Annotated in this window: 14 protein-coding genes; 1 reads left to right on the top strand and 13 read right to left on the bottom strand. The window is 67.3% G+C overall.

Going from position 1 to position 12,566, the window contains the following annotated elements; translation table 11 throughout:
- Positions 1–5: 5 nt before the first annotated feature.
- The 8 genes from OHB21_RS11725 to rplJ all read right to left on the bottom strand — a co-directional run bounded on the left by OHB21_RS11725 (position 6) and on the right by rplJ (position 7,378).
- On the bottom strand, positions 6–1,016 hold the full coding sequence (locus OHB21_RS11725; RefSeq protein ID WP_067506244.1) for an MCE family protein: 1,011 nt from the start codon (positions 1,014–1,016) through the stop codon (positions 6–8).
- Positions 1,016–2,092: an MCE family protein gene (locus OHB21_RS11720; protein ID WP_328438652.1), complete on the bottom strand. Its 1,077-nt coding sequence runs from the start codon at positions 2,090–2,092 to the stop codon at positions 1,016–1,018. Before OHB21_RS11720 ends, OHB21_RS11725 begins: the two co-directional genes overlap by 1 nt.
- Positions 2,089–3,435: an MCE family protein gene (locus OHB21_RS11715; protein WP_067506241.1), complete on the bottom strand. Its 1,347-nt coding sequence runs from the start codon at positions 3,433–3,435 to the stop codon at positions 2,089–2,091. Before OHB21_RS11715 ends, OHB21_RS11720 begins: the two co-directional genes overlap by 4 nt.
- A complete protein-coding gene (locus OHB21_RS11710; RefSeq protein ID WP_228789240.1) occupies positions 3,432–4,196 on the bottom strand; it encodes an MlaE family ABC transporter permease in 765 nt (254 codons plus the stop codon). Before OHB21_RS11710 ends, OHB21_RS11715 begins: the two co-directional genes overlap by 4 nt.
- A gap of 103 nt (positions 4,197–4,299) precedes the next feature.
- Positions 4,300–4,998 (bottom strand): MlaE family ABC transporter permease, encoded by a 699-nt coding sequence (locus OHB21_RS11705; RefSeq protein ID WP_228789237.1) that lies wholly within the window; start codon positions 4,996–4,998, stop codon positions 4,300–4,302.
- A 106-nt stretch (positions 4,999–5,104) separates the two neighbouring features.
- Positions 5,105–6,178, bottom strand: coding sequence for an ABC transporter ATP-binding protein (locus OHB21_RS11700; RefSeq protein ID WP_067506232.1), 1,074 nt, complete (start codon positions 6,176–6,178; stop codon positions 5,105–5,107).
- Between the two features lie 243 nt (positions 6,179–6,421).
- Positions 6,422–6,802, bottom strand: a complete 381-nt coding sequence (gene rplL / locus OHB21_RS11695; protein ID WP_067506229.1) for a 50S ribosomal protein L7/L12 — start codon at positions 6,800–6,802, stop codon at positions 6,422–6,424.
- A gap of 45 nt (positions 6,803–6,847) precedes the next feature.
- A complete protein-coding gene (gene rplJ, locus OHB21_RS11690) occupies positions 6,848–7,378 on the bottom strand; it encodes a 50S ribosomal protein L10 (RefSeq protein ID WP_067506226.1) in 531 nt (176 codons plus the stop codon).
- Between the two features lie 444 nt (positions 7,379–7,822).
- Between rplJ and OHB21_RS11685 the strand changes: the two genes are divergently transcribed.
- The gene (locus tag OHB21_RS11685) at positions 7,823–9,430 is read left to right on the top strand and encodes an MFS transporter (RefSeq protein ID WP_067506223.1); all 1,608 of its coding nucleotides are present in this window, start codon (positions 7,823–7,825) and stop codon (positions 9,428–9,430) included.
- A gap of 39 nt (positions 9,431–9,469) precedes the next feature.
- On the opposite strand, the gene OHB21_RS11680 is transcribed toward OHB21_RS11685, so the two are convergent.
- The 5 genes from OHB21_RS11680 to nusG form a co-directional block, all read right to left on the bottom strand.
- Positions 9,470–9,886: a PIN domain-containing protein gene (locus tag OHB21_RS11680; RefSeq protein WP_067506220.1), complete on the bottom strand. Its 417-nt coding sequence runs from the start codon at positions 9,884–9,886 to the stop codon at positions 9,470–9,472.
- The gene (locus tag OHB21_RS11675; RefSeq protein WP_067506217.1) at positions 9,883–10,134 is read right to left on the bottom strand and encodes an AbrB/MazE/SpoVT family DNA-binding domain-containing protein; all 252 of its coding nucleotides are present in this window, start codon (positions 10,132–10,134) and stop codon (positions 9,883–9,885) included. Before OHB21_RS11675 ends, OHB21_RS11680 begins: the two co-directional genes overlap by 4 nt.
- A gap of 130 nt (positions 10,135–10,264) precedes the next feature.
- Entirely contained in the window at positions 10,265–10,978 is a 714-nt protein-coding gene (rplA, locus tag OHB21_RS11670) for a 50S ribosomal protein L1 (protein WP_067506213.1), read from the bottom strand.
- A gap of 149 nt (positions 10,979–11,127) precedes the next feature.
- On the bottom strand, positions 11,128–11,562 hold the full coding sequence (rplK, locus tag OHB21_RS11665) for a 50S ribosomal protein L11 (RefSeq protein ID WP_067506210.1): 435 nt from the start codon (positions 11,560–11,562) through the stop codon (positions 11,128–11,130).
- Between the two features lie 189 nt (positions 11,563–11,751).
- A complete protein-coding gene (gene nusG, locus OHB21_RS11660; RefSeq protein WP_067506206.1) occupies positions 11,752–12,543 on the bottom strand; it encodes a transcription termination/antitermination protein NusG in 792 nt (263 codons plus the stop codon).
- Positions 12,544–12,566 lie beyond the last annotated feature (23 nt).

The raw sequence follows: 12,566 nt of genomic DNA, 5'->3' as shown, positions 1-12,566 counted from the left end.
CCACGTCAGTTGCCTCCCATCTGCCGCACCGGGTCCCGGTAGCCGGGGATCTCCGGCAATTGCGGCGGGATCAGGTTGACGATCACCGCGTCGAACCAGCGGCCCGTGCCGAGCACGTTGGCGTACAGCCCGTAGAACGGAGCGGCCAGTTCCAGCGTCTTGGAGATGTTCTGCTGGTTGGCGTTGAGCATGTCGATGGCGGCGCGCAGATTGGTCAGCGCGGGCCCGATCTGCTGTTCGTTGTCGGCGACCAGCGCGCTCAGCTCGGTCGACACCGTGCGCGCGCCCACCAGGAGCTGGTGGATGGCCTGCTGCCGGAAGTTCAACTCCGCCAGCAACTGTCCCGCCGAGGCGAGTAGCCGCTCGAATTCGGCGTTGCGGTCGGCGAGCAGTTCGGTGGTGCGGTGGGTGGCGCGGAACAGCCGCTTCAGTTCCTCGTCGCGCGAGGCCAGCGTCTCGGAGAGCCGGGCGATACCGTCGATGGACCCGCGGATCTCCGGCGGCGTGGTGGCGAACGCGTCGGACAGCACCCGCATGCTGGTGGCCAGCTGACCGGTGTCGATCTCGTCGATATTGCGCGCCGCGTCGGAGAACGCGTCGATCACGTCGTACGGGGAGACGGTGCGCGACAGCGGAATCGGCGTCCCCGGGTCGGCCGGGCGCGAGCCCTTGGGGTCCAGCGCCAGGAACTTCTGGCCCAGCAGGGTCTTGATCTGGATCGACGCGGTGGTCTCGTCACCGATCCAGGCGTCCTTGGTGCGGAAGTCGACGAGCACGCGGTCGCCGTCGAGCCGCACGTCCGACACCGAGCCGACCTTCACGCCGGCCACGCGCACCTCGTTGCCCTTCTTCAGCCCGGCCGCCTCGGAGAATTCCGCCGTGTACTTGGTGGCCGCGCCCACGATGGGCAGCCGGTCCAGCGCGAACGCCGACATGGTCGCCAGCAGCACCAGCGCCAGCCCCAGCGCGCCGAGGAACGCCGGGCTGCGCTTGCCGAGCAGGGTGCGGTCCTCCATCAGCGGGCCCTCCCCTGGCAGCGCGGCGCGGCGTTGGTGTAAAGCGGCTGGTTGATCGTCGGCAGGCTCGCGGGCAGGTTCAGCTGCGGCGCGTCCACCGCGCCCGGCCCCACCACGATGTCGATGCCGCACAGATAGAACTGGAACCAGGAGCCGTAACTGCCCACCCGCCCGAGCTTCTCCATCTTGATCGGCAGGGTCGCCAGCGCCTCGTTCACCTCGTCGGACCGCTCGTTGAGGGTGCCGGTGAGCTGATTCAACCCGGCGATCGTGCCCTGCAGCGACGGCCGCGTGGGCACCAGCAGCTCGCCGGTGGCCGTGGCCAGCGCGCCCAGCGAACTCACCGCCCGCCCGACCGTGTCGCGTTCGGCGGCCAACCCGGTGACCAGCGCCTCGGTGTTGCGGATGAGTTGATCGAACTGCTCGTCGCGCTCGTTGACCGTCTCCAGCACCTGGGTCAGGCTGCGGGTGAGTTCGCCGATCACCGCGTCCTTGTCGGCGATCTTGTTGGTCAGGCTCGCGGTGCTGGCCACCAGATCCCGGATGGTGCCCTGTTCGCCCTGGAAGACCTGGATGATCTCGAACGACAGCCTGTTCACGTCGTCGGCGGTGAGCACACGGAACAGCGGGCGGAACCCGTCGAACAGCGTGGTCAGGTTCAACGCGGGACGGGTGCGCTCCAGCGGGATGGTGGCGCCCTCGTTGAGTTTGCGGCCCTGCTCCCCCGCGCCCTGCTCCAGCGCGATGTAGCGCTGCCCCACCAGATTCCGGTAGCGGATGCTGGCCGTGGTGGACGCGGGCAGCCAGTCGCGGTCGGTGAGTTCGAACGTCACCTCGGCCAGGCGCCGGTCCACGATCGAGATGCCGGTCACCTTGCCGATCCGCACGCCCGCGATGCGCACCTCGTCACCGGAGTTGAGCGAGGTGACGTCGGTGAATCGCGCCTTGAAGGCCGTGCCGCCGCCGGTGTAGTTCGCGATCGACAGGCCGAGCACCGTGGTGGCGGTGAGCGTGACGAGCACGAACGCGATCAGCTTCGCCAGCGGCGCACCGAGCCCGCGCAGGTTCGCGCTCATCGCACGCTCACCTCGCTGCCGCGGAACGCGGGCGCACCCGCCCTGGTCACCCAGCCCGGCACCTGGTCGGGGGAAACCCCGTGCGCCGCACCGTAGATCGCGCCGAGCGACTGCTGTTCGCCCGGCGAACCGGCCAGCGTGGGCACCTGCGCGGCGGCCGGGAAGACGCCGAACTGCGGGGCGGGGAGCCAGCCCGAGGTCTGATCGCCCGGATTGCGGCTCGGCACCGCGTAGGACCCGTCGTTGCGCGGCCCGGCGGGGTACTGGCCCGCGTCCACGCCCACCGGGAATTCGGGGACGCACCACGGGCCGCTGGTGTCGAGCCAACGGGGTTCGTCCTGGTTGGGCAGGTACTTGCCGCGAGTGTTGGTGAGCTCGATCGTCACCCGCGAACCGGGGCGATCGGTGCCCATGCCGAAAAGTTCGTCGATGCGGGGCTTCATCTTCGCGAAGTTGGCCAGCGCGCAGGCGTAGCTCGGCGAGTAGGTGGCGAGCTGTTCCAGCGCGGGCCGCGAGTCGGCGGCCAGGTCGATGATGTTGTCGCGGTTGGCGAGCAGGAAGTCGGCGGCGCTGGCCGAGGTCGGCGTGAGCACCGCGTACAGAGCGTCGATATCGGCGCGGCGCTGCACGATGGTGGTGTTGGTGGTGCGCAAGTTGTCCAGGGCGTCCACCAGCTGCGGGGCGGCGTCGGAGTAGACGGCGGCGGTCTCGGCGAAGTGGCGCAGGCCCTCCTGCAACTCCGGCAGCACGCCGTTGAGATCGCGGAAGATCGTGTCGAGGCGGTCCACTGTCTCGCCCAGTGCGACACCCTGGCCCGACAGCGCCTGGGAGAGCGCGCCGAGGGTCGCGGCCAGATCCTGTGGCGGAATGGCTTGCAGCAGCGGCAACAGGTTGTCGAGCAACTGGCTGATCTCGATCGCGTTGCCGCTCGCGTCCTGATGAAGGGTCACACCGTCGGTGAGGTGCTGCGGGCTCGGCTCGTCGGGGATCACCAGATCCACGTAGCGCTCGCCGAACAATGTCTTGGGCAGCAGGCGTGCGGTCGCGTTCACCGGGATCTGGCCGGCCTTGTCCGGATCGATGGCCAGGTCCAGGGTCACCCGGTCGCCCTCGGCGCGGCTGGCGCGCACCTCCCCGACCGTCACGCCGCGCACCTTCACATCGGCGTTGCGGCTCAGCGCGTTGCCGACGCTGTCGGTGATCAGGTCCACGTCCACGGTGCGCACGAACTGCTTGTTGTAGATCGCCACCGTCCCCCACAGGAACAGCCCGACCACCAGGAAGAACACGATGCCCAGCAGCCGCACCCGCAGCTTCTCGGTGGCCCGCCACACCCCGGTCATCCGGCCACCCGCACCGTGGTCGTGGTGCCCCAGATGGCCAGGCTGAGGAAGAAGTCGAGCACGTTCACCAGCACGATGGCCGCGCGCACCGCCCGGCCCACCGCCACGCCGACCCCGGCCGGACCGCCCGTCGCGGTGAAGCCGTAGTAGCAGTGCACCAGGATGATCACGAACGCGAACACCAGCACCTTGAGGAACGAATAGAGCACATCCTCCGGTGGCAGGAACAGGCTGAAATAGTGGTCGTAGGAACCGCTGGACTGGCCGTTGAACCAGATGCTCACCGCCCGCGAGGCGAAGTACGCGCCGAGCAAGCCCACGATGTAGAGCGGGATGACGGCCAGGAAGCCCGCGATCACGCGCGTCGTCACCAGGAACGGCACACCCGGCACCGCCATCACCTCGAGCGCGTCGATCTCCTCGGAGATCCGCATCGCGCCCAATTGCGCGGTGAACCCGCAGCCCACGGTGGCCGAGAGCGCGAGCGCCGCCACCAGCGGCGCGATCTCACGGGTGTTGATGTAGGCGGTGAGGAAGCCGGTGAGCACCGAACTGCCCAGCGAATCCAGCGCTTTGAACCCCTGCAGGCCCACCACCACGCCGACCGAACCGGACATGAACACGATGACGCCGATGGTGCCGCCGATCACCGCGAGCGCGCCGCTGCCGAAGGTCACCTCGGCCAGCAGCCGCATGACTTCCTTGCGGTAGTGCACGGCGGTGCGCGGAATCCAGGCGATGGCGCGCGCGTAGAACGACATCTGCTCGCCCGCGCGATCCACCACGTCCAGCGGCGTCCGCGCGAGGGCTCCCGCCCGGCGGGCCGACTTGGCCAGCACCGGGTCCCGCGACGAGGTCACCACGTCACGAGCCCTTGGCCGGAACGACCTGTAGATACACCAACGTCAGAATGACATTCACGAAAAAAAGGACCAGGAATGTGATCACCACGGATTGGTTCACCGCGTCACCGACTCCTTTCGGTCCCCCCTTCGGATGCAGTCCCTTGTATGCCGCGATCACCCCGGCCAACAGCCCGAAAATCGCCGCTTTGATCTCGCCGATCCACAGGTCGGGCAATTGCGCCAACGCCGAGAACGACGAGAGATACGCACCGGGCGTACCGCCCTGCAAGAGCACGTTGAAGAAATAACCACCGGCGATGCCGACCACCGAGACCAGGCCGTTGAGCAGCACCGCCACCAGCGTCATGGCCAATACGCGCGGTACCACGAGCCGGGCGACCGGATCGACGCCGAGCACCTCCATGGCGTCGATCTCCTCGCGGATCACACGCGCGCCGAGGTCGGCGGCCACCGCGGAGCCGGCCGCGCCCGCGATGATCAGCGCCGTCACCACCGGCGCGGCCTGCTGCACGGTGGCGAGCACGCTCGTGGCGCCGGTGAACGACTCCGCGCCGAGTTGCTTGATCAGCGAACCGGTCTGCAGCGCGACCACCGCGCCGAACGGAATCGCCACCAGCGCGCTGGGCAGGATCGAGACGCTGGCGATGAACCAGGATTGCTCGATGAACTCGCGCCACTGGAACGGGCGCCGGAACATCTTGCGCAGTACGTCGACGAACAGCGCAAAGACGTTGCCTACCTGGGCGAATGCGGACTCGACTGGAGTTCGCACGCGCGCCAGGGATGGGGTCACGCGCGGAATGCTACCCGTTGGTTGTGTTGTGGCGCACGGTGGTGTCGTTCGCGCCGCCCGGAATCGGCGCGGTGGGCAGGTTGTACGACATCACCTGGGTGTCGTCGTTCTCGGTCATGGATTCGCGGATGGCGACCTGCGCGGCGTGCGGCAGCGTGTGCATGATCTCGCGCACCCGCGCCTGACGGCGATGCACCGCCTGGCGCACCGGCATACCGGGCGTGGCCTTCATCTGCGGGATGATGCCCTCGACCTCTTCGGCGCCACCGTGGTGGTGACCGGCGTCCACGAGCGCCTGCTCGCGGGCCATCTGCGCCTCGTCCTTCTCCTCCGACATGCCGATCGGACCGATCATCCGGCCGTTGAGGAACTGCTTGACCACCGGCTCCTCCGAGGTCAACAGCACCTCACGCGGGCCGAACATCACCAGCTGGCGGCGGAACAGCATGCCGATATTGTCGGGCACGGTACGGGCCAGGTTGATGTTGTGCGTCACGATCAGGATCGTCGCGTCGATCTGGGCGTTGATGTCGATCAGCAGCTGGCTCAGGTACGAGGTGCGGACCGGGTCCAGACCCGAGTCGGGCTCGTCGACCAGGATGATCTGCGGGTCCAGCACCAGCGCACGCGCCAGCCCGGCGCGCTTGCGCATACCGCCGGAGATCTCGCCGGGCAGCTTGCCCTCGGCGCCGAGCAGACCGGTCAGCTCGAGCTTCTCCATGACGATGTTCTTGATCTCGCTCTCCGACTTCTTCGTGTGCTCACGAAGCGGGAACGCGACATTGTCGAACAGATTCATCGAGCCGAACAGCGCGCCGTCCTGGAACAGCACGCCGAACAGCTTGCGGATCTCGTAGAGCTCCTTGTTGGAGCAGGTGGTGATGTCGGTGCCGTCGATGTAGATCGAGCCGCGCTCGGGACGCAGCAGGCCGATCAGCGACTTCAGGAACACCGACTTACCCGTACCCGACGGGCCCAGCAGCGCGCTCACCTCGCCGGAAGGCAGGGTCAGCGACACGTCCTGCCAAATTCGCTGTGAACCGAAGGATTTGGTAACACCCTCGGTCCTGACCTCGACGCCCACGCCTACCTCCACAGTTTCTCAGCGAGCAGCCCACCGGCGAACCGCGCCTCGGTCCTCGCGGTGCGTCACGTCACAGTGGGTTCGGTCACTCTATCGCATGCCCGAGACGCGGCACACCCCAACCTGACTCCAGAGTAAGCCGGACATCCTCGGACTTTCGGGTACTACGCTCGCATGTCCCCCGCGAACGCGAACGGGCGGCCCCCGAGGTGGGGACCGCCCGCGAGCGAAGTAATTCGGGAATTACTTGACCGACACCTTGGCGCCGGCCTCTTCCAGCTTGGCCTTGGCGGCGTCGGCGGCGTCCTTGGCGACCTTCTCCAGGATCGGCTTGGGCGCACCCTCGACGAGGTCCTTGGCCTCCTTCAGGCCCAGGCCCGAGACGATCTCACGGACCACCTTGATGACCTGGATCTTCTTGTCGCCGGCACCCTCGAGGATGACGTCGAACTCGTCCTGCTCCTCGGCGGCCTCGGCCGGAGCGGCAGCGCCACCGACGGCGGCGACGGCGACCGGAGCCGCGGCGGTGACCTCGAACTTCTCCTCGAACTTCTTGACGAAGTCCGACAGCTCGAGCAGGGTCATGTTGCCGAAGGTCTCGAGCAGTTCGTCAACGTTGGCCATTGTTGTTTTCCTTTCGGTAGTGGATGTCTGTGGGGGCGGGCCGAATTATTCGGCGCCGCCTTCGGCCCGCTTCTTCTCCTCGAGCGCGGCGGCCAGGCGGGCCACCTGCGAGGCAGGAGCGTTGAACAGGCCGGCGGCCTTGGCCAGGTTGCCCTTGAGAGCACCGGCCAGCTTGGCCAGCAGCACCTCGCGGGATTCCAGATCGGCGATCTTCTCGACCTCGGCGACGGACAGCGCGGCGCCGTCCATGTAGCCGCCCTTGATGACGAGCGCCTTGTTCTCCTTGGCGAAGGTCTTCAGGGCCTTCGCCGCATCGACCGGCTCACCGGTGATGAAGGTGATCGCGGTGGGACCGACGAACAGGTCGTCGAGCCCCTCGACGCCCGCCTCGGCGGCCGCGCGCTTCACCAGGGTGTTCTTGGCGACGGAGTACGTCGCTTCCGAGCCGAGCGCACGCCGCAGTTCGGTGAGCTTGCCGACCGACAGGCCACGGTATTCCGTGACCACGGTGGCCGTGGAGTTCTTGAACTGCTCGGCGATCTCCGCAACCGCGGTGACCTTCTCAGCCTTTGCCATACTTCGCCTCCTCTCTGATGGTCGGTTCGTGTATGCGAACTACCGATCAGGGGTCCGGCGACAAAACGAACGCCCCGGACGCAGAGCGTTCCGGGGCGCACAGGAAAAATCGAGCGAGTCCGAGACTCGTATCGACTCCCAGCCTCGGTCCTCCCTGCGTGGGCCGCCGGCAATGTCGCCGGACCTTCGACCGATTCCCTGCGGAATCGGCGACCAACGGTCTTCGGTAGAACGGATTGGGTAGCGATCGAACATGTCGACAACTGACGACCACAGTACCTGTCGTGCCCGCCATCTGCCAAAACGGGTCCAGTCCCGGCCGGATCGACACCCGCGCGCGGCCGAATTGTTGTGATGCACACCACTTTTCCGGGGTGATTGTGGCCGATATCGCCGCATCAAGATGTTACCAACGGTGACATATATCTGCTTGGCTACTGGACTATGGCAACCTCCATAGTCGATCCACCGGTGCTGCTGGAACGACGTTCCCAGCGATTCCTCGCCCTCGCGGTCATCTGCCTGGCGGAACTGCTGGTCGTCCTCGACAACACCATCGTCAACGTGGCCCTGCCCTCCATCGGGGTGCAGTTGTCCACCGGTGTCAGCGGCCTGCAATGGGTCGTCGACGCGTACACCCTGACCTTCGCCGGATTGTTGCTGGCCTTCGGCAACCTGGGCGACCGCTACGGGCGCCGGAAGGTGATGATCCTCGGCCTGATCGGCGTCGCGATCATGTCCGTCGGCGGCGCGCTGTCGGAATCGCTGGGCTCGGTCATCGCCGCCCGCGCGGCCATGGGCGTGTTCGCCGCGGCCGTCTTCCCCGCCACCCTCGCCCTGATCATCAACATCTTCACCGACCGCCGCGAGCGGGCGCTGGCCATCGCGGCGTGGACGGCCATGGCCGGCTTCGCCATCGCCATCGGCCCCATCTCCGGCGGCTGGCTGCTCGAACACTTCAGCTGGCATTCGGTGTTCTGGATCAACGTGCCGGTCGCCGTCGCCGCCGTGATCGCGGTGGTGCTGTGGGTGCCGGAATCGCGTTCGGCCGAGGTGGGCAAGCTCGACCTGCCCGGCATCGGACTGTCCATCGCGGGCATCACGCTGGTGGTGTGGGCGATCATCGAAGGCCCGCACTACGGCTGGCTGTCGGTGACCATCCTCGGCGCGGGCGCACTCGGCGCGGCGCTGGTGGCGTCGTTCATCGTCTGGGAATTGCGCACTCCCGCACCGATTCTCGACATGCGGTTGTTCCGCAACCGGCGCTTCTCGCTGCCCGCCCTGTCGATCGCGGTCGGCTACTTCTCGATGTTCGGATTCCTGTTCCTCATCACCCAGTACTTCCAAGGCGTGCGCGAGTACACACCGCTCGAATTCGGCATCGCCTCACTGCCTTTCGCGTTCTCCGTCGCGATCGGCGCGCCCGTGGCGGTGCTGCTGGCGCAGCGTTTCGGCACCACACCGGTGATCGTGTTCGGCCTGTTGCTCACCGGCGTGGGGCTCTACCTGGGCGGACAGGTCACGGTGGACAGCGGCTACGTCACCGACGTGCTGCCCTCGATGGTGTCGATGGCGTTGGGCCTGGCCATCGTTCAGGGACCGGCCACCGAATCCATCATGGCGTCACTGCCGTTGAACGAGGCGGGCGCGGGGTCGGCGGTGAACGACACCACCCGCGAGGTCGGCGGCACCCTCGGCGTCGCGGTCCTCGGCTCCATCGTCGCCTCCTACTACACGACCCGCGTCGACCCGCTGATCGACCGCATACCCACCACCCTGATCAGCGAGGAACAGAAGAGCCTGGTCCGCGCCAGCCCCCTGAGCGTCCTGGAGATCCGCAAACGCGAACTCCCGTCCTTCCTGGAATCCCAGCGCGAGAGCCTGATCACCGCCATGAAAACCGCCGCCCTCCAAGGCTCCCACGCCGCCTCCCTGGTAGCCGCGGGCGCGGTCGTGGTCTGCGCGGTCATCGTCGCGATCTTCCTGCCGTGGGGCAGGCAGCACGGCGAATCGGTGCTGTTGGCCTGGCGGAAGTCCGACGACGAGGACTGAAGCGACGCGGGTGACGGCGGCACGCGACGAGAGCCGCCGTCACCCAGTCGCGTCGAGTCGCCCCGGCTCGATTCGACGCACGGTGCCGACCTTGTCGAGGCCCTTGTCGAACGAGGCGACAGCCGAGTGCGGTTCCGCCGCTTCAGCTCTGGCGATGAGATATGCGTCGGCAAACGACAGGCGGTCGTGCTCGTAGATGTCGACCGCGCGGATCAACGTCGCCGGATCGTCGGTGACGATACCGCGAGATCCGATGACGGCCCGTGCCAGCGCTGCGACCTGCGGCCGAGGCACTCGGTAGACGCTCCGCAAGACGTATACCGTCTCCGCGAGAATCAGATCCGTCAGGTGCAGGGCGTCAGCTCCGGACAAGAAGGCAGTCGCCCGCCGCCCCATCTCGGGCGGCTCTTGAATCAAGTGTCGCACCAGGACATTGGTGTCGAGAAATACCGTCACGCCTCCCCTTCCAGCCATTGCGCGGCCCATGCGGATTCTCGAATCTCGTCCCAAGTCTTACCCCGAACCGCTGGCGGCACCTGAACGCTGCCCGCCAGTTCCAGCAGATCGGGTGTCTTGGCCAGCACGACGATCTCGCCCTCCACGCGAAAGTGCACGTTGTCCCCGGCGTGCAGGTCGAGAGCGTCCCGCACAGCTTTCGGCACCGTCAACTGACCCTTGGAAGTCATTCGAGCAAGCGCGTCCATGACATCTCCTTACGTTTACACCAAAGTAAGGATAGCGCTTCGGACGGCGGACCGTCGTATCGAAGCCCCGGCAAACGCCGAGGGCGGGAACGCTGGTGCGTTCCCGCCCTCGGCGGTGGTGCGGTGGTGCTTACGCGTCCTCGTCGAGGAGGTTGCGGGTGCGGTTCGGGTCCACCGGGATGCCCGGTCCGGTGTTCGTCGAAACCGTCACCTTCTTGACGTAGCGGCCCTTCGCGGTGGAGGGCTTGACGCGCAGGATCTCGTCCAGCGCGGCGCCGTAGTTCTCCACCAGCTTGGCCTCGTCGAAGGACGCCTTGCCGATGACGAAGTGCAGGTTGGCCTGCTTGTCGACGCGGAAGTTGATCTTGCCGCCCTTGATGTCGTTGACGGCCTTGGTCACGTCGGTGGTGACCGTGCCCGTCTTCGGGTTCGGCATCAGACCGCGCGGGCCCAGGACACGCGCGATGCGGCCGACCTTGGCCATCTGGTCGGGGGTGGCGATCGCGGCGTCGAAGTCCAGCCAGCCGCCCTGGATCCGCTCGATCAGGTCCTCGGCGCCCACGGCGTCGGCACCGGCGGCCTCGGCCTCGGCGGCCTTCTCACCGGCCGCGAACACGATGACGCGGGCGGTCTTACCGGTGCCGTGCGGCAGGTTGACGGTGCCGCGGACCATTTGGTCGGCCTTGCGGGGATCCACACCCAGACGCACGGCGACCTCGACGGTCGCGTCGGTCTTGGTGGTGGCGGTCTCCTTGGCCAGCCGCGCGGCGGCCAGCGGGGAGTAGAGCTTGTCGCGATCGACCTTCTCGGCCGCGGCGAGGTACGCCTTGCTTCGTTTTGCCATGATTCTCTGTCCTTAAGTTCTGGTTCAGCTGTGGTTGCCGGGTCTGGCCGACCCTCCCACCGAGCGGTTTCGCTCAGCCCCAGCGCCTTTCGGAGGGCTTCACTTACGCCTGCGTGGTCACGCTGCGCTACCTCCTCCGGCGCTGACGCTCAGCCCTCGACGGTGATGCCCATCGAACGGGCGGTGCCCGCGATGATCTTCACGGCCTGGTCGAGGTCGTTGGCGTTGAGGTCTTCCTGCTTGGTCTTCGCGATCTCGCGGACCTGGTCCAGGGTGACCTTGGCGACCTTGGTGCGGTGCGGCTCGGCCGAGCCCTTCTGCACACCGGCGGCCTTGAGCAGCAACTTGGCGGCCGGCGGGGTCTTCAGCTTGAAGTCGAAGGACCGGTCCTCGTACACCGAGATCTCGACCGGGATGACGTTGCCACGCTGCGACTCGGTCGCGGCGTTGTACGCCTTGCAGAACTCCATGATGTTGACGCCGTGCTGACCGAGCGCCGGGCCCACGGGCGGGGCCGGGTTCGCCTGGCCGGCCTGGATCTGCAGCTTGATGATCCCGGCGAGCTTCTTCTTCTTGGGGGGCATCTTTCTTCCTTGGTTTCGGGTCCTTACGGTTGCCGTAAGCCTGTCGCGGGCGCGGCCCGCTTCCGGACACGCGGCCCGGTGCTCGCGGGCGAATCCGGCTGACGCCAGGGGGATCCGCGCACGAACCAACACACCTTACCGGGAGCGTGCCCTCGTCCTTCGGGTGGGGCCGGGTTGCCCGGCCCCCGATCAGATCTTCGCGACCTGGGTGAACGCCAGCTCGACCGGGGTCTCGCGACCGAAGATCGACACCAGCACCTTGAGCTTCTGCTGTTCGGCGTTGACCTCGGAGATGCTGGCGGGCAGCGTCGCGAACGGTCCGTCCATCACGGTGACCGACTCGCCGACCTCGAAGTCGACCTCGATGACCGGCTTGGGGGCCACGTCGGTGGCGGTCTCGCCCGCGGTGGCGGCGGCCGCCGCGGCGGGCGCCTTCTTCTGCTGCGAGGCCGGGACCAGGAACTTCACCACATCGTCCAGCGACAGCGCGGACGGGCGCGAGGTGGCGCCGACGAAACCGGTGACGCCGGGGGTGTTGCGCACCGCGCCCCAGGACTCGTCGTTGAGGTCCATGCGGACCAGGATGTAGCCGGGCAGCACCTTGCGGTTGACGTTCTTGCGCTGGCCGTTCTTGATCTCGGTGACCTCTTCGGTCGGCACCTCGACCTGGAAGATGTACTCCTCGAGGTCCAGGTTCTGGACGCGGGTCTCGAGGTTGGCCTTCACCTTGTTCTCGTAGCCGGCGTAGGAGTGGATGACGTACCAGTCACCGGGGGCGCGCCGCAGCGCGGCCTTCATCTCGGCGACGGGATCGGCGGGCTCGGCATCGATCGGGGCGGCGGGAGCTTCCTCGACCGCTTCGACGTCCTCTTCGACCACAGGCTCTTCGACCGCCGCGGCTTCGTCGGCCGCCTCGATGGCGGGCTCGGCCACGTCGTCGACCGGGAACTCGTCGTTGGTGCCGTTCTCCGGGGTGCTCACTGGGGCACTCGCTTCCTGTGTCG

This window comes from Nocardia puris (assembly GCF_036051655.1).
Classification (GTDB): Bacteria; Actinomycetota; Actinomycetes; order Mycobacteriales; family Mycobacteriaceae; genus Nocardia; species Nocardia puris.
The sequence above is the reverse complement of the archived record's forward strand: the minus strand, read 5'-3'. Positions and strand labels throughout refer to the sequence as shown.